24 protein-coding genes are annotated in these 21,831 nt (G+C 66.9%); 10 read left to right on the forward strand and 14 right to left on the reverse strand.

Translation table 11 applies throughout. The annotated features are described in order from the left end of the window. The first annotated feature begins 56 nt into the window (after positions 1 to 56). A complete protein-coding gene (gene rpsT / locus Mschef_RS13345) occupies positions 57 to 320 on the forward strand; it encodes a 30S ribosomal protein S20 (protein ID WP_081129170.1) in 264 nt (87 codons plus the stop codon). Positions 321 to 411: 91 nt separating this feature from the next. Here the strand turns inward: rpsT and cgtA are convergent, their stop codons facing one another. The 4 genes from cgtA to Mschef_RS13365 all read right to left on the reverse strand — a co-directional run bounded on the left by cgtA (position 412) and on the right by Mschef_RS13365 (position 2,856). Further along, positions 412 to 1,494, reverse strand: a complete 1,083-nt coding sequence (gene cgtA, locus Mschef_RS13350; protein ID WP_081129173.1) for an Obg family GTPase CgtA — start codon at positions 1,492 to 1,494, stop codon at positions 412 to 414. A gap of 91 nt (positions 1,495 to 1,585) precedes the next feature. Further along, the gene (rpmA, locus tag Mschef_RS13355; protein ID WP_081129175.1) at positions 1,586 to 1,843 is read right to left on the reverse strand and encodes a 50S ribosomal protein L27; all 258 of its coding nucleotides are present in this window, start codon (positions 1,841 to 1,843) and stop codon (positions 1,586 to 1,588) included. Positions 1,844 to 1,860: 17 nt separating this feature from the next. Further along, on the reverse strand, positions 1,861 to 2,175 hold the full coding sequence (gene rplU, locus Mschef_RS13360) for a 50S ribosomal protein L21 (RefSeq protein WP_081129178.1): 315 nt from the start codon (positions 2,173 to 2,175) through the stop codon (positions 1,861 to 1,863). A gap of 129 nt (positions 2,176 to 2,304) precedes the next feature. Then, positions 2,305 to 2,856: a DUF2059 domain-containing protein gene (locus Mschef_RS13365; RefSeq protein WP_176212460.1), complete on the reverse strand. Its 552-nt coding sequence runs from the start codon at positions 2,854 to 2,856 to the stop codon at positions 2,305 to 2,307. Between the two features lie 205 nt (positions 2,857 to 3,061). Here Mschef_RS13365 and uvrA point away from each other — a divergent pair, with 205 nt between their 5' ends. The 9 genes from uvrA (at position 3,062) to Mschef_RS13410 (ending at position 12,829) form a co-directional block, all read left to right on the forward strand. Next, entirely contained in the window at positions 3,062 to 5,929 is a 2,868-nt protein-coding gene (gene uvrA / locus Mschef_RS13370; protein WP_081129181.1) for an excinuclease ABC subunit UvrA, read from the forward strand. Further along, positions 5,926 to 6,414, forward strand: a complete 489-nt coding sequence (locus Mschef_RS13375; RefSeq protein WP_081129184.1) for an acyl-CoA thioesterase — start codon at positions 5,926 to 5,928, stop codon at positions 6,412 to 6,414. The genes uvrA and Mschef_RS13375 overlap by 4 nt, the downstream gene beginning before the upstream one ends. Before the next feature lie 60 nt (positions 6,415 to 6,474). Then, positions 6,475 to 7,914: an IS1182 family transposase gene (locus Mschef_RS13380; RefSeq protein ID WP_081126278.1), complete on the forward strand. Its 1,440-nt coding sequence runs from the start codon at positions 6,475 to 6,477 to the stop codon at positions 7,912 to 7,914. A gap of 255 nt (positions 7,915 to 8,169) precedes the next feature. Next, the gene (locus tag Mschef_RS13385; RefSeq protein WP_081129187.1) at positions 8,170 to 9,645 is read left to right on the forward strand and encodes a DUF4139 domain-containing protein; all 1,476 of its coding nucleotides are present in this window, start codon (positions 8,170 to 8,172) and stop codon (positions 9,643 to 9,645) included. Positions 9,646 to 9,657: 12 nt separating this feature from the next. Continuing rightward, complete coding sequence (locus Mschef_RS13390) at positions 9,658 to 10,419, forward strand: enoyl-CoA hydratase/isomerase family protein (RefSeq protein WP_081129190.1); 762 nt, start codon at positions 9,658 to 9,660, stop codon at positions 10,417 to 10,419. Between the two features lie 129 nt (positions 10,420 to 10,548). Continuing rightward, positions 10,549 to 11,076: a GspH/FimT family pseudopilin gene (locus Mschef_RS13395; RefSeq protein WP_081129192.1), complete on the forward strand. Its 528-nt coding sequence runs from the start codon at positions 10,549 to 10,551 to the stop codon at positions 11,074 to 11,076. Between the two features lie 60 nt (positions 11,077 to 11,136). Beyond that, complete coding sequence (locus Mschef_RS13400) at positions 11,137 to 11,610, forward strand: SET domain-containing protein (protein WP_081129195.1); 474 nt, start codon at positions 11,137 to 11,139, stop codon at positions 11,608 to 11,610. 17 nt (positions 11,611 to 11,627) lie between these two features. Continuing rightward, positions 11,628 to 12,170 carry a GNAT family N-acetyltransferase gene (locus Mschef_RS13405; RefSeq protein ID WP_081130044.1) on the forward strand — a complete coding sequence of 181 codons (543 nt, stop codon included), beginning with the start codon at positions 11,628 to 11,630 and terminating at the stop codon, positions 12,168 to 12,170. Between the two features lie 74 nt (positions 12,171 to 12,244). Beyond that, on the forward strand, positions 12,245 to 12,829 hold the full coding sequence (locus tag Mschef_RS13410) for a HutD/Ves family protein (RefSeq protein WP_081129198.1): 585 nt from the start codon (positions 12,245 to 12,247) through the stop codon (positions 12,827 to 12,829). A gap of 92 nt (positions 12,830 to 12,921) precedes the next feature. Here Mschef_RS13410 and Mschef_RS13415 read toward each other — a convergent pair whose 3' ends face one another. The 10 genes from Mschef_RS13415 to Mschef_RS13460 form a co-directional block, all read right to left on the reverse strand. Further along, positions 12,922 to 13,254 (reverse strand): non-heme iron oxygenase ferredoxin subunit, encoded by a 333-nt coding sequence (locus Mschef_RS13415; protein WP_081129201.1) that lies wholly within the window; start codon positions 13,252 to 13,254, stop codon positions 12,922 to 12,924. Further along, positions 13,251 to 13,799: a GNAT family N-acetyltransferase gene (locus Mschef_RS13420; protein ID WP_081129203.1), complete on the reverse strand. Its 549-nt coding sequence runs from the start codon at positions 13,797 to 13,799 to the stop codon at positions 13,251 to 13,253. Before Mschef_RS13420 ends, Mschef_RS13415 begins: the two co-directional genes overlap by 4 nt. Then, positions 13,799 to 14,263, reverse strand: coding sequence for an iron-sulfur cluster assembly scaffold protein (locus Mschef_RS13425; protein ID WP_081129206.1), 465 nt, complete (start codon positions 14,261 to 14,263; stop codon positions 13,799 to 13,801). Before Mschef_RS13425 ends, Mschef_RS13420 begins: the two co-directional genes overlap by 1 nt. Then, the gene (locus tag Mschef_RS13430; protein WP_081129209.1) at positions 14,260 to 15,510 is read right to left on the reverse strand and encodes an aminotransferase class V-fold PLP-dependent enzyme; all 1,251 of its coding nucleotides are present in this window, start codon (positions 15,508 to 15,510) and stop codon (positions 14,260 to 14,262) included. Before Mschef_RS13430 ends, Mschef_RS13425 begins: the two co-directional genes overlap by 4 nt. Positions 15,511 to 15,540: 30 nt before the next feature. After that, positions 15,541 to 16,827, reverse strand: a complete 1,287-nt coding sequence (locus tag Mschef_RS13435) for a SufB/SufD family protein (protein WP_081129212.1) — start codon at positions 16,825 to 16,827, stop codon at positions 15,541 to 15,543. Beyond that, positions 16,824 to 17,576: a Fe-S cluster assembly ATPase SufC gene (gene sufC, locus Mschef_RS13440; RefSeq protein WP_081129215.1), complete on the reverse strand. Its 753-nt coding sequence runs from the start codon at positions 17,574 to 17,576 to the stop codon at positions 16,824 to 16,826. The genes Mschef_RS13435 and sufC overlap by 4 nt, the downstream gene beginning before the upstream one ends. Beyond that, positions 17,570 to 18,226, reverse strand: coding sequence for a class I SAM-dependent methyltransferase (locus tag Mschef_RS13445; RefSeq protein ID WP_081129218.1), 657 nt, complete (start codon positions 18,224 to 18,226; stop codon positions 17,570 to 17,572). Before Mschef_RS13445 ends, sufC begins: the two co-directional genes overlap by 7 nt. Continuing rightward, positions 18,223 to 19,686, reverse strand: coding sequence for a Fe-S cluster assembly protein SufB (gene sufB, locus Mschef_RS13450; RefSeq protein ID WP_081129221.1), 1,464 nt, complete (start codon positions 19,684 to 19,686; stop codon positions 18,223 to 18,225). Before sufB ends, Mschef_RS13445 begins: the two co-directional genes overlap by 4 nt. Next, positions 19,683 to 20,111: an SUF system Fe-S cluster assembly regulator gene (locus tag Mschef_RS13455; RefSeq protein ID WP_081129223.1), complete on the reverse strand. Its 429-nt coding sequence runs from the start codon at positions 20,109 to 20,111 to the stop codon at positions 19,683 to 19,685. The genes sufB and Mschef_RS13455 overlap by 4 nt, the downstream gene beginning before the upstream one ends. Positions 20,112 to 20,478: 367 nt before the next feature. Beyond that, the gene (locus tag Mschef_RS13460; protein WP_081129226.1) at positions 20,479 to 21,825 is read right to left on the reverse strand and encodes a cytochrome c; all 1,347 of its coding nucleotides are present in this window, start codon (positions 21,823 to 21,825) and stop codon (positions 20,479 to 20,481) included. Positions 21,826 to 21,831: the final 6 nt, after the last annotated feature.

The raw sequence follows: 21,831 nt of genomic DNA on the forward strand, positions 1-21,831 counted from the left end.
CCAGGCTCCAGCATAATTTCGCTCTTTTCCATAACACCCGTGTCTGGAGTCATCCCTTGGCCAACATCAAGTCCGCGAAAAAGCGCGCGCGCCAGTCCGAGCAGCGGCGCATGCGCAACGTGAGCGCCCGCTCCATGGTGCGCACGGCGATCAAGAAAGTCGTCCTCGCCATCGAGGCCAAGGACAAGGCCGCGGCCGTGGCCGCCTACGCCGCCGCCGAGCCGGTCATGGATCGTCACGCCTCGCGTGGTCTGATCCACAAGAACAAGGCCAATCGCCACAAGAGCCGGCTCACCGCGCACATCAAGGCGCTGGGTTGAATCGATCCATGTCGAGCCTGGGCGGATCATTTCCGCGCGTGCTCGCCTGACACGAAGGCCGGCTGATGCCGGCCTTTTTGCTGTGCCGACATCACGCGCCGGCCTCATCCCCAGGCGCCGCAAAACGCAGGTCCACGGCTTCGGCCGCGGCCTCTTCGCGCGCCTTGCGCTCGGCGTCAAAAAAACGCTGCGCGGCCAGACAAACATCCCAGGTGCCCTCGCGCACCGCCGCCGAGATCGGGAACCACGGCGCCGTCCAGCCCAGGTCTGCCACGATGCGCGCAGCCATCCGCGCGCGTTGTTCCTGCGGCACGAGGTCGATCTTGTTCAGCAGCAGCCAGCGCGGACGCTGCAGCAGGCGCGCATCGAACTGCTCCAGTTCGGCCTCGATCGCGCGCACTTGTTGCACCGGATCGCTGTCATCCTGCGGCGCCATGTCGACCACGTGCAACAACAGGTGCGTGCGCGAAAGGTGCTTGAGGAACTGGATGCCGAGCCCGGCGCCCTCCGCCGCGCCCTCGATCAGGCCCGGGATGTCGGCCACGACGAAACTCTTGTCGGTTTCGATGCGCACGACGCCCAGGTGCGGATGCAGCGTGGTGAAGGGGTAGTCGGCGACACGCGGTGTGGCCGCGGAAACCGCGCGGATGAAGGTGCTCTTGCCGGCATTGGGAAAGCCCAGCAGGCCGACATCGGCCAGCAGCTTGAGCTCCAGACGCAACTCGCGCGCGTCGCCCTCGCGGCCCGGCGTGGCGCGCCGCGGCGCACGATTGACCGAGCTTTTGAAGTGCACGTTGCCGCGCCCGCCCTCGCCACCCGCCGCCACGCGCAGGCGCTGACCGTGCGCGGTGAGATCGCCCAGCGACTCCGCGGTTTCGGTGCCGACCACCTCGGTGCCTACCGGCACGCGGATGACGCAATCCTCGCCGCCGCGGCCGCTCATCTGGCGACCCATGCCGTTCTGCCCACGCTGCGCGCGAAACACGCGCTGGTGGCGGAAATCGACCAGCGTGTTGAGGTTCTCATCGGCCACCAGCCACACCGAGCCGCCTGCGCCGCCATCGCCGCCGTCGGGGCCACCGAAGGGGATGAACTTCTCGCGCCGGAAACTCACGCAGCCGTTACCGCCATTGCCGGCGTGGACATGAATCAGGGCTTCATCGACGAATTTCATGGCGCAAGAATAGCCCAGTGGCAGTGCGGCAAAGTCCCATAAACACAAAGCCCCGCACGCGGCGGGGCTGGGTGCGCGACGCGGGTACGAATCAGGCCGAGACGACGCTGATCATGCGACGCTTCTTGGGGCCTTTCACCGAAAACTGCACCTTGCCCTCGGTCAGCGCGAACAGAGTGTAATCGCGACCGCAGCCGACACCGGCACCGGGATGGAACTGGGTGCCGCGCTGGCGCAAGATGATGTTGCCCGGCTCGACGGACTCGCCGCCATAAATCTTGACGCCGAGGTATTTCGGGTTGGAATCGCGGCCGTTGCGGCTGGAACCGACGCCCTTTTTATGTGCCATGACGGATGCTCCTTCGCTCAGCCGGCCTGGATGCCGGTGATTTCGACTTCGGTGTAATGCTGCCGGTGACCCATCTGCTTGCGATGGTGCTTGCGGCGGCGGAATTTGACGATGCGGATCTTGTCGGCGCGGCCGTGCGTGCGCACCTTGGCGCTGACGCTGGCTCCGCTGACGGTTGGCGCGCCGACCTTGACGGTCTCGCCCTCGCCCACCATCAGCACCTGGTCGAACTGGACGGTGCTGTCCACGGCGGCTTGCAGCAGTTCCACGCGCAGGATCTCGCCCTGCATCACGCGATACTGCTTGCCGCCAGTCACGATGACTGCGTACATGATTGGCCTCGAATGTAGTTCTTCTGGGAGGTAAAGCAGCGGAATTCTAGCGGCGGCGCGGGGTTACCGTCAATTACGCCGCGCCCCGGACACCGGGCCCGCGACGCATGCGCGCGGACCCGGGCAGGATCACCCGCCTGCCGCCGGCTTGGCCGCAGGCGACACCGGGCACTGCCCTTCGGCGTTGAGCTTGCCTGTGGTCTCCAGCTGACTGATGCGCTGCGTGAACTGCTGGCGACCGAACTGCTCGCCGGCCAGCATCGACTCGCGCATGATCGCCGGCTGCACTTCCAGCATCTTCTGCCCCAGTGGCGAGCGGTAGAACGTCAGCAACTCGCGCACATCCTGCTCGGTGAAGTTGCGCTGGTAGATCGGCACGACCAGGTCGGTCATCTGCCGTGTGGCCTGCGGGGTGGTCAGCACCGATGACACTTCGCCGGGCGCAAGGCAAGGCAGGCGCTGCTTGACCATTGCATCGAGCTGCTGGGCCATCTGCTGCATCACCTGCTGCATCATCGTGGTGGCATGGGTGGCAACCAGCAACTCGTGCACGCTGGCGCTGCTGGCCTGCGGTTGCGCCGGCGGCGCATCCGCCGCCGTGGCCGTGCCAAGGCCAAGAGCAAGCAGGACGGCGCCTGCGGCGATCCATGGACGCATGGTTTTCTCCTTGATCGGGAACATGGGAATGCTGCCTGCTGGCAGCGCTGCCGATCTTAGCGTGCAGACGCCTGCTGCATGCTGCTCGACACCCACGCGCAGTGACTTTCGCGGCTTTCGCCGAAATGCCCAGGCGCCCGAGGACGCATTGCCGAGCCAGCGGTCGCACGCGCATGCGCCCGACCCGCCCGCCAGTTTATAGTTCCGCTCTTGCCTACCGGAACTCGCCATGGACTCGATCCGCATCCGCGGCGCGCGCACGCACAACCTCAAGAATTTCGACCTCACCCTGCCGCGCGAGCGCCTGATCGTGATCACCGGGCTGTCCGGCTCGGGCAAGAGTTCACTGGCCTTCGACACGCTGTACGCCGAGGGCCAGCGTCGCTACGTGGAGTCGCTGTCGTCGTACGCCAGGCAGTTCCTGTCGATGATGGAAAAGCCCGACGTGGACGCCATCGAGGGTCTGTCGCCGGCGATCTCGATCGAGCAGAAATCCACCTCGCACAACCCGCGTTCGACCGTAGGCACGATCACCGAGATCCACGATTACCTGCGCCTGCTCTACGCGCGCGCCGGCACGCCGCGCTGCCCCGAGCACGGCATCCCGCTGGCCGCGCAAACGGTCAGCCAGATGGTCGATGCGGCGCTGGCACTGGACCCACAGCGGCGCTGGATGCTGCTGGCGCCAGTGGTGCGCGAGCGCAAGGGCGAGCATGTCCAGGTGTTCGAAGCCCTGCGCGCGCAGGGCTTCGTGCGTGCGCGCGTCGATGGCGCCGTGGTGGATCTGGATGCGGTGCCGGCGCTGACCCTGCGCCAGAAGCACAGCATCGAGGCCGTGGTCGATCGCTTCCGGCCCAAACCCGAGTTGGCGCAACGCCTGGCCGAATCGTTCGAGACCGCGCTGCGCCTGGGCGAAGGCCTGGCTGTCGTGGCTGATCTGGATGATCCGCAAGCACCCACGCAGATTTTCTCTTCGCGCTACTCGTGTCCGCTGTGCGACTACTCGCTGCCCGAGCTGGAGCCGCGCCTGTTCTCGTTCAACTCGCCGATCGGCGCCTGCCCGCGCTGCGACGGCCTCGGCACCACCGAATTCTTCGATCCGGCGCGCGTGGTGCTGCATCCGGAGCTGTCGCTGGCCGGTGGCGCCGTGCGCGGCTGGGACCGGCGCAACCCGCACTATTTCCAGATGATCCAGTCGCTGGGCAAGCACTACGGCTTCGATGTGGAAACGCCATGGCAGGACCTGCCGCGCGCCGTGCATGAGGCCGTGCTGCACGGCTCAGGCGAGGAGGAAATCGTCTTCCGCGACCTCGGCCAGGGCGGGCGCGGCGCGGCGCGCAAGCGCCGCTTCGAGGGCGTCGTGCCCAACCTCGAGCGCCGCTACCGCGAGACCGATTCGATCGCCGTGCGCGAGGAGCTGCGCAAATACATCAGCGTGCGCGCCTGTCCCGACTGCGGCGGCGCGCGCCTGAATCGCTCCGCGCGCAGCGTGTCGGTGGGCGAGCGCACCCTGCCGGAGATTTCCGCGCTGTCGGTACGCGCGGCGCTGGAGTTTGCCGATACGCTGAGTCTGCCCGGCTGGCGCGGCGAGATCGCCGCCCGGATCATCAAGGAGATCCGCGAACGCCTGCGCTTTCTGCTCGACGTGGGTCTGGATTACCTCACCCTGGAACGCACCGCCGACACGCTCTCCGGTGGCGAGGCGCAGCGCATCCGCCTGGCCAGCCAAATCGGCGCCGGTCTGGTCGGCGTGATGTACGTGCTGGACGAGCCTTCGATCGGCCTGCACCAGCGCGACAACGCGCGCCTGCTGGCCACGCTCAAGCGCCTGCGCGACTTGGGCAACACGGTGATCGTGGTCGAGCACGACGAGGATGCCATCCGCAGCGCCGATTTCATCGTCGACATGGGCCCCGGCGCCGGCGTGCATGGCGGCGAAGTGGTGGCCGCGGGCACGCTGGCCGATGTGCTCGCCACGCCGCGCTCGCTCACCGGGCAGTACCTGTCCGGCGCGCGCCGCATCGAGGTGCCCGAGCAGCGCCGAAGCGCGGCGCGCGAACGCTGGATGCAGCTTGATGGTGCGCGCGGCAACAATCTGCGCGAGGTCACGCTGCGCGTGCCGGTGGGCCTGTTCACCTGCGTCACCGGCGTCTCCGGCTCGGGCAAGTCCACGCTAATCAACGACACCCTGCTGGCGCATGCCGCCAGCGTGCTCAACGGTGCCGGCACGCAAGCCGCGCCGTTCGCCGCGATCAGCGGCATGGAGCATTTCGACAAGATCGTGGCCATCGACCAGTCGCCGATCGGACGCACGCCACGCAGCAACCCGGCCACGTATACCGGCCTGTTCACGCCGTTGCGCGAATTGTTCGCGCAGGTGCCCGAGGCACGCGCGCGCGGCTACGAAGCCGGACGCTTCAGCTTCAACGTGCGCGGCGGGCGCTGCGAAGCCTGCGAGGGCGATGGCATGATCAAAGTGGAAATGCACTTCCTGCCCGACATGTACGTGCCCTGCGATGTGTGCCACGGCAAGCGCTACAACCGCGAGACGCTGGAGATCCACTACAAGGGCCACAGCATCAGCGATGTGCTGGAGATGACCATCGAGGCCGCGCAGAGCCTGTTCCAGCCGATCCCGGCGCTGGCGCGCAAACTGGAGACGCTGATCGCGGTGGGCCTGGGTTATTTGAAGCTGGGCCAGGCCGCGACCACACTGTCCGGCGGCGAGGCACAGCGCGTCAAACTGGCCAAGGAACTGTCGCGACGCGACACCGGCAACACCCTCTACGTGCTCGACGAACCCACCACTGGCCTGCACTTTCACGACATCGAGCAATTGCTCGACGTACTGCACCAGCTGGTCGATCAGGGCAACACCGTCATCGTGATCGAACACAATCTGGACGTGATCAAGACCGCCGACTGGGTGGTCGATCTCGGCCCCGAGGGCGGCGCCGGCGGTGGCCAGATCATCGCCAGCGGTACGCCGGAGCAGATCGCCACCACGCCGGGTTCGCACACCGGCACCTTTCTCGCACCGCTGCTGCCGGCACGGCACGCACCCGCCGCAAGCCCCAAACGGAAACGCCACGCATGAGCCCGACCCAAGCCAGTCCACGCAAGCGCCGCGGCAAGGTCGCCGCGCAACCAACGTCCACCCCTGCCACGTCGTCGCCTGTACCGGCGCAACCGCTGTTCACCGCGATTCTCATGGTGCGCTGGCGCGATCTGGATGCGTTCAATCACGTCAATAATTCGGTGTTCCTCACCTATCTCGAGGAAGCGCGTCTGCAGTGGTTGAAGGACGTACCGGGGCCGTGGTTCGACGCGCACGCCATGCCGGTGCTTGCCGCCAGTACGCTCAACTACCGGCGCCCGATCGAATGGCCCGCCAGCCTGCACATCGAACTGTGCTGCACACGGGTGGGCAGCAGCTCGCTGACGCTGGCGCACCGCATCGTCGATGCGCGCGATGCGCAATGCCTGTTTTGCGATGGCGATGTCACCCTGGTGTGGATGGACCCGGCCAGCGGGCGCAGCGTGGCCCTGCCCGCGGCGATCCGCAGCGCCTGCGCGGCCTGAGAGGGTGAGAGTTTTTCTCTGAGCCACCCAAACGGTTGTGCGGCAGGCATGATAGCGAGCATGACGACATCCACTGAGCATGACCCGGCGGCGACGCAGACAGGCCTGTTTCTGGACCTGCCCGAGCCCAGCGAAGCCCAGGTACGGGAGGCGCAGGCCAAGGCGGCGATGCAGCGAGAGCAAGGCGCGCCGCGATTGCTCGAACCCAACCGTTTGCAGGTGGAGCTGCGCGCCTCGGACCTGGAATCGTTGTTGCCCGAGGACCACCGGGCGCGACTGGTGTGGGGTTACGTCGAGCGTCAGGACCTGAGTCGGTTGATCGAGGCGGTCAAGGCGCGCGGCAGCAACGCCGGTCGTGCGGCGATCGACCCGCGCATTCTGTTCGCACTGTGGCTGTACGCCACGCTGGACGGTGTGGGCAGCGGCCGCGAAGTGGCGCGGCTGAGCCTGGAGCACGATGCGTACCGGTGGATTTGCGGCGGCGTGTCGGTGAACTATCACGCGCTCAATGATTTTCGTGCGGGCAACGAAGCGCTGATGGACGAGCTGCTCACGGATAACGTAGCCGCCCTGGCCGCGGTGGGTGCGATCACCTTGCAGCGCGTGGCGCAGGACGGCATGCGCGTTCGCGCCGCTGCGGGTGCCGCCTCGTTCCGCCGCCAAGCCAGCCTGGACGACCACCTGAGCCAGGCCCGCGAGCTGGTGCAGACGATCAAGACGCAGGCCCAGGCCGATCCGGGTCAAGCCCGGCGGCAAGCGCAGGCGGCCAAGCTGCGCGCGGCCCGGGAGCGCGAAGCGCGCATCCAGGCGGCGCTGGAGCAACTGCCTGAAGTGGCCGCTGCCAAGAAGCGCAACGGCTCCAGGGCCGAAGACGCCAGAGCGAGCACCACCGACGCCGACGCGCGGGTCATGAAGATGGGCGACGGCGGTTTCCGTCCGGCGTTCAACGTGCAGTTTGCCACCACCTGCGAAGAACAGGTCATCGTCGGCATGGACGTGGTCACCGCCGGCAGCGACATGGCGCAACTGGCGCCGATGGTCGAGCAGGTCGCGCAGCGCCTGGGGCGCAGCCCGGAGCAGTGGCTGGTCGATGGCGGCTTCCCCGCGCACGAGCAGATCGATGCGGTGGCCGGCAGGACCAAGGTCTACGCGCCGGTGCCAGAACCCAGGACGAAGCAGGACGCGCAGGGCAAGGAGGTCGCGCAGGACAAGCACCAACCCAAGCCCGATGACTCCGAGGCGGTGGCCCAGTGGCGCGTGCGCATGGCCGGCAGCGAGGCCAGGGACATCTACAAGCAGCGCGCGGCAACCGCCGAATGCGTCAACGCCCAGGCGCGTAACCGAGGCCTGCTGCGCATGCCCGTGCGTGGCTTGGCCAAGGTCCGCTCGGTGGTGGGCCTGTTCGTGCTGGCGCACAACCTGTTGCGCACCGCCGCGCTGGCACCGCAACTCATCGGTTGGGGGACAGATCCGTCCGCCATGGCGGCGCAGGCCGCATGAGAGGGCAAGAAATGGCCCCAAAGCGCTCAGCCAGCGCGAAGTTCGGGAGACCGACACCCATCACGGGCACCGTCTGCGCCATTCGACCGCACGCGCAGGCGACCACGTCCAGCATCAGCAGCCGTCGCGCCCACGCCGACAACCGAAAAACTCACAGCCTCTGAGTCGGCGTATCCACGCGCTGTGACGAGCGGGTCGGCGATCCGCGCGCCTGCCGCGACTAAGATGGCCCGCATCCCCGACGGAGGATTGGACATGAGCACCCCGCTACGCACCCTGCTGACTGCCGCGCTTTCCTGCGGGCTGGTTCTCGTCGCTGCCATATCCCGTGCGCACGCCGCCGACAGCACAGCGCTGACGATCTACCCGGCGCAGCAGCAGGATTTGTTCATGCCGGGCGATTTCGCCACGCAAAGCGGTTATGCCCTGGTGCACCAGCAGCGCACATTCACGTTGCACGCCGGCATGCAGACGCTGACCCTGCAAGGCCTCGCCGCGCGCCTCGACGCCAGTGCGCTGCTGCTGCAATTTCCAGCCGCCAGCGACGTGCGCTTTGCCGGCCTGCGCGTGCTGCCGCCGGTGCATGGCGTTGCCGCGCTGCTGCAGCAAGCCATCGGCGCGAAGGTCACGGTAAGCAACGCGCAGGGCGCAGCCTTGGTCAGCGGCAAACTGCGCGCGGTTGACGGCGCGCGCTTGTTGGTCGAGGCCGCCAGCGGCGCGCTGCACCTGGTGTCCGGCGATGTGGCCCTGCCCGCGGGTCTCAAGCTCGGCGCGCCCGGCCAGCAGGCGCAAGTCAGCGTGGATGCCCCGCACGCTGGCAGCTATCGCGCCGAACTGGTGTATCCCACTGCCGGGCTGGGCTGGCGACCTGATTACGCCCTGATGCTGAATAGCGGCACATCGTGTCGAGGCACGCTGGAAGCACGCGCAACGCTGGCCAATCACAGCGGTACGCGCTTCGATGACGCGCACATCACCCTGCTGGCCGGTACCGTGCATGCGCCTGCCGGGATGATCGCGATGGGCACCCCGCGCCTGATGGCGGCGCCTGCCGAGGCTGCGGCACCCGCGCCGCCGGCGCAAAGCGGCCTTGGCGACTACCGCAGCTATCGTCTCGCCGTGCCGCTCAGTCTGGCCGTGGGCGCCGTGGTGCAGGTGCCGCTGTACGCACCACACAATCTGGCTTGCGCGCACGCTGCCGTGTTCGGTGATGCCATGCCACCCGGCTGGAGTCCGCAGCAGCCCGACTTCAACCCCGATAACCACCATGCCGAGTCCGGCAACCCACGCATCGAGATCACCTTCACGGCGCCGCAGAACCTGCCCTCGGGCGAGGCGCGCGTGTACCTGCCCGATGCCGATGGCAGCTTGCAATTCATCGGCGCCAGCGGCATCGATAACGCGCGCAAGGGTGACCGTGTGGTGCTGGTTCCGGGCAACGCCTATGCACTGAAGGTGACGCGCAGCCGCACGCATTGGCAAGTCGATGGCAAGGTATTGACCGAGGGCTTGCGCTACACGCTCAGCAACACCAGCCGCAGCGCACGCACCATCACCGTCTACACGCATCCGCAGCGCTGGCGCGAATGGATGTTGCTGCACAGCGCGCCACAGCCGGTCGCACGCAGTGTCGACACGCTCATGTGGCGCGTACGCGTGCCCGCCGAGGGCAGCGCCAACATCGATTACACGCTGCGCTACGATGCCGCCGACGCGCCCGCGCCACGCTGAGTCGATCGCCCCATGCTGCACATCACCGAACACGACTACGGCATCCGCGAGCTGCGCCTGGCGCGGCCGCCGGTCAACGCGCTGGATGCGGGCCTGATCCGCGCATTGCGTCTGGCCATCGAAGCCGCGCCCGCGCAAGGCGCGCAGGCGCTGCTCATTTCCGGCAGTCCCGGTCTGTTTTCAGCGGGACTGGATGTGCCCGCGCTGCTGGCGCTCGACGCGCCAGCCCTGCAGCACTGCTTCGAGGATTTCTTCGGCATGGCCGCCGCACTGGCGCAAAGTCCCATTCCCGTCGCCGCCGCGATCACCGGCCACAGCCCGGCCGGTGGCGCCGTGATCGCGCTGTTCTGCGACTACCGCGTGATGGCCGCAGGCCCGTTCAGGATCGGCCTCAACGAAGTGCAGGTCGGCCTGACCGTGCCCACCGTCATCCGCGACGCGCTGGCGCGTCTGCTCGGGCCCTACCGCGCCGAGCGTTTGCTGGTCTCCGGCACCATGCTCGAAGCCGAAGCCGCGTTGCGCATCGGCATGGTCGATGAACTCACCGAGGTCGACCAAGTGCCGCAGCGCGCGCTGTTGTGGTTGCAGGCGCTGCTGGCCCTGCCGCGCCAGGCCATGCTGGAAACCCGCGCCGTGGCTCGCGCCGATCTGATCGCCATGACCCAGCGCGAACACCTGCCCATCGCCCAATTCGGCGCGGTGTGGCAACGCGCCGAAACCCAGGCCACGCTGCACGCGCTGGTGGCCAGACTCAAGGCCGGCAAGCCCGACTGAGGCACACACGGCCGGCGTGATCCGACCTGCGGTGTAGGCATCGCCGCACAATGCATGGCGGCGTGCGCCGCTGCCGCACCCATGCGCGGCGACCTAGCCTGAGTCCTCGCCACGGCGGGGCATGCGGACATGCGCAGGCAAACGGGTTGGACGCTGATCGAGCTGATGCTGGTCACGACGCTGATCGCCGTGCTCGGCGCCGTGGCGGCACCAGCGCTGGGGGATGCGATCGCGCGCCAGCGCGTGCTGGGCGCGGGCAACGAGTTCGTTGGCGCGCTGCATTACGCACGCACCGCGGCGGTATCGGCCGGTGCGCGCGTCATCGTGTGCCCGAGCAGCGATGGTGCGCGCTGTGCACCGGACACGCGCTGGGACGGTGGTTGGCTGATGGCCGTGGACCGCGATCGCGACGACCAGCCCGATGCCGCGCCGCTGCTGCGCGGCGGTGGCGATGCAGGGCTGCGTATCGTGTCCACGCGCGGGCGCACGCGGCTGGCGTTCCAGCCCAGCGGCGGCGCGGCGGGCAGCAATGTCACCTTCACCCTGTGCCAGGCCGGCCGCGCCGACACCACGCGCCAACTGGTGATGAGCAACTCCGGGCGCCTGCGCAACGCCGTCGTGAACGCTGCCAGCGCCGCTGCCTGCGCGGCGTTGTAGGTCGATGCTGCCGTATGCGGACACGGGGACTACAATTGCGTCCCCACGCTGGAACGCCGCATGATCCTCACGTCTTATCGCATCGCAGCTTCGCGCATTCCTGGCGCCGGAAAGGGCCTGTTCCTGGATGCGCCCGTGGCCGCCGGCAGCATCGTGGTGGCGCCGGATGCGATCGATCGCACTTACACCTTCGATGAAATCAACGCTGATCCTGCATTGTCCTGCCTGCTGCACACCAGCGTGCGCTGGTTCGAGCAACGCTACACGCTCTCGCCCGACTGGCCGGATGAATGCTTTGTCAATCACAGTTTCGCGCCCACTGGGCTGTGGCACCTGGGCTTCATCTTCGCCAATGGCCCCCTCGCCGCGGGCACCGAGTTGACCGTGGACTACCGCCACCTGCTGGCGCCTGGACAGGTTGAAGAATTCACCGACGCCGACAGCGGCCAGAATATCGTCGGCTATGCCTGGCATGAGAGCATCGCCTCCTCGACGGCGCGGCTTGCCGCCCTGCTGGCCGCGCCGCGATGCTGACGCACGCACGCAGCAGCATGAGCCTGAATATTCCTGAATTACGCACCCCGCGCCTGCGTTTGACCGCGCTGCGCGAGGACCACTTCGATGCCTACTCGCGCATGCTCGCGGACCACGCCAGCACGCGCCACGTCGGTGATGGCAAGCCGCTGGACCGGCTCAATGCCTGGCGATCCATGGCCATGCTGCTCGGCCACTGGGTGCTGCGCGGCTATGGCATGTGGGCAGTCGAACTGCTCGGCGATGGGCGCCTCATCGGCCGTGTCGGCTTGCTCAAACCCGAGGGCTGGCCCGATCTGGAACTGGGCTGGATGATCGAACCAGGTGCACGCGGTCAGGGCTATGCCACTGAAGCGGCCAGCGCGGCGCTGGAATATGCATGGCGGGAATTGCGTGCCGCGCGCGTGGTGAGCCTGATCCGCCCTGCTGACGCGGCTTCGGAAAAACTAGCCGCGCACCTCGGCGGTGAGCGCGTCGACACGCTCGATTTTTGTGGTGGGCCGGTGCACGTGTTCGCCTATCATCCACCACTGGCGCAGGCCCGTACTGCGACGGGTTGAGCGCCACACGCACCATGTGCGCGATGGCATGCTGAGCCGATCGCGCATGCCTGCGCCACTCGGATTCCGCGTCCATGCTGCAACGTCTGCCCGCCCCGCTGCTGCGCGATGAGCCATGGGCCAACGGCGCCGGTACCACCACCGTGCTCGCGATCGGCCCGGACCCGCTGGCCTGGCAGTGGCGCATCAGTATCGCGCGCGACGATCGTGCCGCGGCGTTTTCGGTCTACCCCGATACCCTGCGCCAGTTGACGCCGCTGGACGGCCGCCTGCAACTGCGCTTCAGCGCCGCGCATGCGCCCGCCACGATGGCCATCGATCGCTTGCAGGTTGTGCGCTTCGATGGTGCCGCTGCACCGCGCGCCGTCCTGCCCGATGGGCCGACGCGCGTGTTCAACCTGATGACGCGCGCCGGTACCACCGCCACGCTGCTGGCGCGCCCGCTGGTCGGCGCGCTGCTGCTGCCGGATGCGCCACGCTGGTTCGTGCATGTGTTCGCTGGCAACGCGGAACTGCGCCAAACCGGCGACGATCGACTCGATCTGCAAATCAATGACAGCGCCTGGGCCAGCGGCGCCTGCCGACTCAGCGGCCATGGTGAGATTGTGCTGGCACGTTTTGATGAAATCAGCGCTGCGGATCCGCCCGCGCGCACGTGATGCTGGCGGCTACAGTGCCGCGAGGACAGCTGCAAGACTGCAAGATATCAACGCGTCAAGCGCTGCCCTGCACGATTGTGTGCACGATTGAATCAGACGCGATCGTCGCGGGTGTAGATGATGCCTTCGCATTCGCGCACCGGGAAACTCGCGGTGGGCACATAGGCCGGCGCGCACAGCACCGCGCCGGTGCGCAAGTCGAAACGAGCGCCGTGGCGCGCGCACTCCAGTTCGTAGCCATGCAGGGCGCCGCCAGCCAGTTCACCGTCGTCGTGCGTACAGCGGTCCTCGATCGCGAACAAGTCGCCGTCGATGTTGTAGACCACGATTGGCGTGTCGCCATCCCACACGGTTTTGAACTCGCCAGGCAGCAACTCGGCGCGCGCACACACGCGCACCCAGCCATCGCATGATGCAACGCTCATGCGCACACCTCGGTCAGCGACTTGAGTAGCAGTTCGAAACGCAGATCCGGTCGCCGCGGCAGGCCGAAACGCGCATCGCCGTACGGAAACGGCTTGTACTCGCGGGTGCGGTGGTAGCCACGACGCTCATACCAGGCAATGAGCTCGGCGCGCACGTCGATCACGGTCATGGCCATGTGTGAGCAACGCCAGGTTGCGCGCGCGATGCGTTCGGCCTCGGCCAACACGCGCCTGCCCACGCCCTCGCCTTGCGCATCGGGGCGTACCGCGAACATGCCGAAATAGGCGTTATCCGCGCCCTCGCGCGCCAGATGGCAACAGGCCAGCAACGCTGGCCCATCGGCGCGCTGCGCCAGCAGGATCATGGAGTCAGGCGCATGCATCAACGCCAGGACCGACGCGACGTCGGTGCGCCGGCCATCGAGCAGGTCGGCTTCGGTGGTCCAGCCGACGCGGCTGGCGTCGCCGCGATAGGCGCTTTCAACCAGCGCCACGATCGCCTCGGCGTCGGCGAGGGTCGCGCTGCGGAACATCAAGTCGTGCATCAGGCTTCCTCGGTCGTGGCGCAGGCGCTTCCATGCAGCGCCGCCAGCAGGGTGGCGAATGGCAGACGCGCGCACTTGTGCCGTGACGGAAATGCAGCGAGTTCAGCGAACGCCGCCAGCTCGCCCAGCCCGGCGCAAGCTTCGGTTGCAGCGTTCCCTGCGAGCAGTTGATCAAAGCGTGCCGCCAGCGCCAGCAGCGCACGCTGATCCAGCCCGCGTACGCGCCCGCCCAGCATCGATGCCGCGGCAACCGTGAGCACGCAGGCCTCGGCGCGAAACGCATACGCGCTGATGCGTCCATCGCACACGTTCAGCTCGATGTGAATATTGTCGCCGCACAGCGCATTGCGGCCATCGGCGGCGGCATCGCAACGGGTCAACGAGTGCTGATGCAAAGGCGCGCGGGCGTGCGCCAGCAACAGCGCATGGTAGGGATTGCCAGCCTCGGCGCGCGGCGCGCTCATGCCAGCAGACTGCGCGCCTTGTTCAGCGCGATGCACAGCGCATCCACTTCGGCGAAGGTGTTGTAGAACGCGAACGAAGCGCGGCAGGTGGCCGGAACGCCGTAGAACTGCATCAGCGGATGCGCGCAGTGGTGTCCCGAGCGCACCGCGACGCCTTCCAGATCGAGCAGCGTTGCTAGGTCGTGCGCATGCGCGCCCTCGATCAGGAACGAGATCACCGCGGCCTTGTGCGCAGCCTCGCCGATGATGCGCAGGCCCGGCACTTGCTTGAGTTGCTGCGTGGCGTAGGCCAGCAGTTCCTGCTCGCGCGCGGCGATGCGCGACATGCCGATACCTTGCAGGTAATCCACCGCGACGCCCAGCCCGACGAAGCCGGCGATATTGGGCGTGCCGGCCTCGAAGCGCGCGGGTGGATCGGCAAAGGTGCTGCCCTCGATGCGCACCTCGCGAATCATCTCGCCGCCGCCGAAGAACGGCGGCATCCCGGCCAGGATTTCGCGCCGCGCCCACAACGCGCCGGTGCCGGTCGGGCCGCACATCTTGTGGCCGGTGAAGGCGTAGAAATCGCAGCCCAGCGCGCGCACGTCCACCGGTATGTGCGGCACCGCCTGCGAACCATCCACCAGCAGCGGAATGCCGCGCTTGCGGCAGGCAGCGGCGATCTGCGCGATCGGATTGACCGTGCCCAGCACGTTGGACACATGCGTCAGCGCCGCCAGCTTCACCTCGGGCGTGAGCATGGCGATGAACTCGTCAACCAACAGTTCGCCGCGCGCATTGATGGGCGCGGCCTTGAGCGTGGCGCCGCTGCGCTGCCCGACCAGCTGCCATGGCACGATGTTGGCATGGTGCTCCATGCGCGTGACCAGAACACTGTCGCCGGGCCTGAGCCGAGGCAGCAGGTAGCTGTACGCAACCAGGTTGGTGGCCATGGTGGTACCGCTGGTCAGCACCAGTTCCTGCGCCGAACCGGCATTGATGAAGCGCGCCAGCGCGCTGCGCGCGCCTTCGTAGAGATTGGTCGCCTCTTCGCTGAGCACGTGCACCGCGCGCGCCACGTTGGCATTGCGTTCGCGATAAAAATGATCCACTGCCTCGATGACGCAGGCCGGCTTCTGCGCGGTATTGGCGTTGTCCAGATACACCAGCGGTTTGCCCCCGTGCACCGTGCGCGCCAACAGCGGATAGTCCGCGCGCACGCGATCGATGTCGAAATCCTCGAGGTTTGCTGCGCTGACGCTGCTCATGTTCGGCTCCGGCATGACGCGCGCGACGTCTCAGCGCAACGACTGGATGCGCGCATCCAGCGCCTGCAGGGCGGCTGCGCGCACATCGATGTGGGCAATATCGCCCAGCACGGTGCGGCAGTGCGCCGCGGTCAGCAGTGCGCGCGCCTCGGCCATGGGGATGCCGCGCGCGCGCAAGTAAAACAGCATCATCGCGTCGAGCTGGCCCACGCTGGCGCCGTGCGCGGCGCGCACTTCATCGGCGTAAATCTCCATGACCGGGCGGGCGTCGATCTCGGCCTGCTCCGACAGCAGCAAGTTGTGCGTGTCGAGCGCGGCATCGCTGCCGTCGGCACCCTCGGCAATGCGGATCGCACCCTGCAGCACGGCGCGCGCGCGGCCCCCGGCCACGGCGCGGCAGCGCACATCGCAACGCGTGTCGCCGACGGCATGCAGTAGATCGAGTTGCAAATCGGCGTGCTGGCGGCGGTCCAACGCAACGACGTGGCGCAGTTCGACCTGGGCATGCGCGCCGAGCAGCCGCACGCTCAAGGCGTGATGCGTGAGTGCCGCGCCCAGATCGATGGCATGCAGGCGCAACGTGGCGCGCGCATGCAAGTCGATCACGCTGCTGCGCAGCAGGCTCAGCGCTGCACCGGCTTCCTGCAACTGGACCAGATCCAGCCGCGCGTTCGCTGCCAGCGCGACATCGGCGTACAGCGTGGCCAGACCCGCACCCGCGCCGATGCTGCGCTCGATCACGGTGGCGCGCGCAGCTTCACCCAGCATGATGCAGCTGCGCGCATGCCAGGCACCGGGAATGTTCGTGGCGCCGAGATAGACCATCTCGATTGGCGTCTCGATCACCACGCCCGCAGGCACCGCAAACAGCACGCCAGCACTGGCGAAAGCCAGATTCAGCGCCGCCAGCGCATCGGCATCCGCCAACGGCAGGCGCAGCAGCGCAGCGTGGGTGCGCCATTCGGCAGCGCTCACATCGACCAACGGCTTGAGCGTCACGCCTGCAGGCAAATTTCGCGTCAGCGAGGCATGCGGCGCGTAATGCCCATCGATGAACACCAGCCGCAGCCCCGAGGCAGGCGGCAAATCCGGCGTGATGCGTGCGGCAGGCGGCAACGCCAGGGGCAGATTCTGTGCCTCCAGCGCGCGCAGGCTGGTATAGCGCCAGGCCTCGGCATGCACATCGGTCAGCGTCGGACGCCGCGCCAGCAGCGCGCGCGCCGCGGCGCGCGCGGCATCGACTTCGGCAATGCCGGTACCGGGTAAATCCGGTACGCCGGCGTGCTGCAACGCTGCGGCCAGCAACGCCGTGCTCACGCCTGCGCTTCCTGCGGCATGCCGGCATAGCCTTCGGCTTCGAGTTTCACGGCCAGCTCGACGCCGCCGCTGGCGGTGATGCGGCCATCGGCCAGCACATGCACCTGGTCAGGGCGGATGTGATCAAGCAGACGCTGATAATGCGTGATCACGATGAACGCACGCTCTGGCGTGCGCTGCGCATTGACGCCCGCCGCGACTTGGCGCAACGCATCGATGTCCAGACCAGAATCAGTCTCGTCGAGAATGGCCAACCTGGGTTCGAGCAGCGCCATCTGGAAGATCTCGTTGCGCTTTTTCTCGCCGCCCGAAAAACCCTCGTTGACGCCGCGATGCAGCAACGCATCCGGCAGGTCGAGCACCTTGAGTTTTTCGCGCACCCGCTTGAGGAACTGCATCGAGTCCAGCTCGGGCTCGCCGCGCGCCTTGCGCTGCGCATTCAGCGCCGCGCGCAGAAAGTAGGTGTTGTTGACGCCGGGGATCTCCACCGGGTACTGGAACGCCAGGAACACCCCCGCGGCGGCGCGCTCCTCGGGCTGCAGCATCAGCAGGTCGCGGCCCTCGAAGGTCACCGTGCCAGCGCTGACCTCGTAGCCTTCGCGCCCGGCCAGTACATTGCCCAACGTGGACTTGCCGGCGCCGTTCGGACCCATGATGGCGTGCACCTCGCCGGCGTTCACCTGCAGGCAGAGCCCTTTGAGGATCTCCTTGCCGGCGACGTGGACATGCAGGTTCTCGATCTTCAGCATGATACGGACTCGGAAATGACTGGGGCGTCACTGCGCTTGCGCAGCAACACGTAGGTAAATGGCTGCACGGCTCCGGCCGCGGTGCGATGTTCTTCGCGGCTGTCGCCCACGCACTCGAAGTGTGCTGCGAAGCAGGCCGCTAGCGCCTCAGCAGCATAACGCTGCACGGGCAGGCCACTGCACCTCGCGGGGCCGTCCGCCGCGAACGTTGCAATGATGGCGTGACCACCCGGGCGCAACGCGCGCGTGATCTGCGCGAGATAGGCCGCGCGTGGCGCCGGCTCGGTGAGAAAATGAAACACGGCGCGGTCGTGCCAGAGCGCGTAGTGCGCGGCGGGGAGATCGACATCGAGAATATTCGCGCACAACCAGCGCACCTGCGCGGCATCCGCGCCCAGGCGCTGGCGCGCGGCGTCCAGCGCGACGACGGCAAGATCAAGCACGCTCACATCGCGATAACCACGCGCCAGCAGGTCATCGACCAGCGTGGCGCGGCCGCCACCGATATCGATCAGTGGCGCATCCGGCGGCAATGCAAGGCCGTCGACCAGGCGCAGTGAGTGATCCAGATGCGGGCGATACCAGCTTGTCTGCGTCTCGGACTTGCTCGCGTACACCGACTGCCAGTGGGATTGGCGCGTGCCACTCATCCGACTGCACCCTCGAGCGAGACATCCAGCAGTTTCTTGGCTTCGACCGCGAACTCCATGGGTAGCTCGCGGAATACCTGGCGGCAGAAGCCATCGACGATCATCGACACCGCGTCTTCCTCGGCGATACCGCGCGCGCGGCAGTAGAACAACTGCTCGTCGGAGATCTTCGAGGTCGTGGCTTCGTGCTCGACGATGGCGCCCGGGTTTTTCACCTCGATGCTGGGGAATGTGTGCGCGCCGCAGCGCTTGCCGATCAGCAGCGAGTCGCACTGGGTGTGGTTGCGCGCGCCGCTGGCACCGCGCTCCACGCGCACCAAGCCGCGGTAGCTGTTCTGTCCCTGCCCCGCGCTGATGCCCTTGGACACGATCTTGCTCTTGGTGTTGCGACCGATGTGGATCATCTTGGTGCCGGTGTCGGCCTGCTGGTGGTGGTGGGTCAGCGCCACCGAATGGAACTCGCCCACCGAGTCGTCACCACGCAGCACGCAGGACGGGTATTTCCAGGTGATCGCAGAGCCGGTCTCGACCTGCGTCCAACTGATCTTGCTGCGCGCGCCGCGGCATTCACCGCGCTTGGTCACGAAGTTGTAGATGCCGCCGACGCCATTCTCGTCACCCGGATACCAGTTTTGCACGGTGCTGTACTTGATGCTGGCGTCATCCAGCGCGACCAGCTCGACCACCGCCGCGTGCAACTGGTTCTCGTCGCGCATCGGCGCGGTGCAACCTTCGAGATACGACACCACGGCGGCTTCCTCGCACACGATCAGAGTGCGCTCGAACTGGCCGGTGTTCATGGCATTGATGCGGAAATAGGTGCTCAGTTCCATCGGACAACGCACGCCGCGCGGCACGAACACGAAACTGCCATCGGAAAAAACCGCCGAGTTGAGCGCGGCAAAGAAGTTGTCGCCGCTGGGCACGACGCTGCCGAGATACCGACGCACCAGTTCTGGGTGCTCACGGATAGCCTCGCTCATCGAGCAGAAGATCACCCCGGCGCGCTTGAGCTCTGCGCGGAACGTCGTGCCCACCGACACCGAGTCGAACACCGCATCGACGGCGACACCGGCCAGACGTGCGCGCTCGTGCAGCGGCACGCCCAGCTTGTCGTAGGTTTCCAGCAGCTTGGGATCGACCTCGGCCAGCGATTTCGGGCCTTGCCTGGGCGCGGCGTAGTAGCTGATCGCCTGGAAATCGATCGGTTCGATCTTCAACTTGGCCCAGTGCGGCATCGGCATCGTCTGCCAGTGACGAAACGCGGCCAAGCGCCAGTCGGTCATCCAGGCCGGCTCGCGCTTGAGCGCTGAAATCGCGCGCACCACGCCTTCGTCCAGTCCGGGCGGCAGGCTGTCGGTTTCAATATCCGTGATGAAGCCAGCCGCGTAGCGCCGATTGAGCGCATCGGCAACTGTATCTGGCGTGGCCGGACGCGCTTCGAACTGGATCTCGTTCATGCGATTTCCTTGTGGCGACGCTGCGCCACGGGCCGCGCCAGATCAGCCAGACTCATGCGCGAGAGCGTGGCGGCCACCACCGCGCTGATGCGCTGCCACGGTGCGCTGACGCCACAATGCAGGGCATGCTCGCAAGCTGCCCCGGCGGCGCAATCGGTCATGCCCAACGGTCCTTCCAGTGCTTCGACAATGGTGACCAGATTGATTTGCGCGGGCGGGCGGCTCAACCGGTAGCCGCCCGTAGCACCACGAAATGATTCGACCACGCCAGCCTGTACCAGCGCGCGCAGCACCTTGGCCACGGTCGCGGCTTCCAGATGCAGGGCTTGGGCGATGTCGGCGACCGAGACAATGCGCTCGGGGCGCTCGGCCATCCAGCCTAGGGCGGCCGTGGCGTAATCGGTGAGGCGGCTGAGGCGCAGCATGGCAAACCTCCAATCAAGACCAAAATGGTACTGATTAGACACCGCTGATGCAAGGTACGTCACGCGTCGCGTTGCCAAGTGCCATGCGAGCCAGCCAAATTGTCGCGCTGCCACGCGACTGCAGGTTGGCATGGCATGCGGCTGCGACCTCATGCCGTAGGCGGAAAAGCCACAGCAAGCTTCGGAAACCCCCTTGCGCGGTCGATGACCTCGGCGTCGAGCGGACCGGCCACGTTGTTGAATCAGGTGCGCATGAACCAGCGCAACCACGCGCGCAGCGCGATCCCGCGAGCATCAGCGGCACCGGGATGGCCACGCGCCATCCGCGGTACGGGCTGGAAATCATCTTCCCGGTCAGCGACGGGCTCTATTCCGGCACCTGCCGGAAGCGCGTGACGACGGAGGGCGATACGGCAGGCGCGTTGTTGCCCCATGCCTGACGGATGTAGGTGACCACGGCGGCGACATCATGATCATTCAACATCTGCGCGAACGGCGGCATCGAATACGGTCGCGGATTGCCCTTGGTGCCGGGCTGGAAACCACCCAGCAAAACCATGCGAATGGCGTTGGTGCCGGGCTGCATCGCGATTGACGGGTTGCCGGCCAGTGGTGGGTACTGCTCGCCAACGCCGCGCCCGTTGAGCTGGTGGCACTCGGCGCAGTGATTGACATAAATCTGGCGGCCCTGCTGCGCCAGTTCCGCAGCGAGTTGCGGCGAAACCTCGATCTTCTGCACGTCACCGGGCGATACCAGGGCAGGTTGTGCGCGCAGGTAGGTGGCGATGGCCTGCAAATCAGGCTCCGATAGGTATTGCATGCTGTGGAACACCACGTCAGACATCGGTCCGTAGGTTGCACCACGCACGGATACACCGGTCTTCAGAAACTGCGCCAATTCATCATTGGTCCAGTCGCCAAGCCCGACCTCGGCGCCCGAGTTCAGTGCCGGCGCATACCATCTCTGGATGGGGATCAGGCCACCCGCGAGTTGCGCATTCTTGTCGGTGGCACCGAGGGCATTGAAACTGCTATGGCACATGCCGCAATGGCCGAGGCCCTCGACCAGATAGGCACCGCGATTCCATTCGGGTGATTGTTTGGGATCGGGCTTGAACTCGCCAGCACGGAAGAACAAGGCCCTCCAGAACACCAGAGTGGAACGCTGATTGAACGGAAACGGCATCTCGTTGGGATGATTGGGCTGCGCGGCTGGCGGCAGCGAGCGCAAGTAGGCGAAGATCGCGTCCACATCCGGTCGCGAAATTTTGGTGAAATGCGTGAATGGGAACACCGGGTACAGCAGCTTGTTGCCCGGGGCGATGCCGTCGTGCATCGCGCGCCAGAACTCATCCTCGGTCCAGTTGCCGATGCCGTATTGCTTGTCCGGCGTGATGTTGGGCGAATACAGCAGACCGAAAGGCGTCGGCGTAGCCAGGCCGCCGGCGTAGGGCGCGCCGCCGCGCATGGTATGACACGCGACGCAGTCGCCAGCGCGCGCAAGATATTCGCCGCGCGCTATGACGCTGGCGAAGCGCGGTTCAGCCCAAGCCTTCTGGCTGGCCACGGCCGCTGCCGATGGCACACTGCTGGCGACTTGTCGTGACTCCGGTGCAGAGCGATGCAGGATGCCGCTCATCCAGACGGCCCAGCCCAGGAATGCCAGCCCGAGCACGGCCAGCACGACGACTCCACGAAAGATCTTGCGACGCATCGGGTC

The organism is Metallibacterium scheffleri (genome assembly GCF_002077135.1).
Lineage (GTDB): Bacteria > Pseudomonadota > Gammaproteobacteria > Xanthomonadales > Rhodanobacteraceae > Metallibacterium > Metallibacterium scheffleri.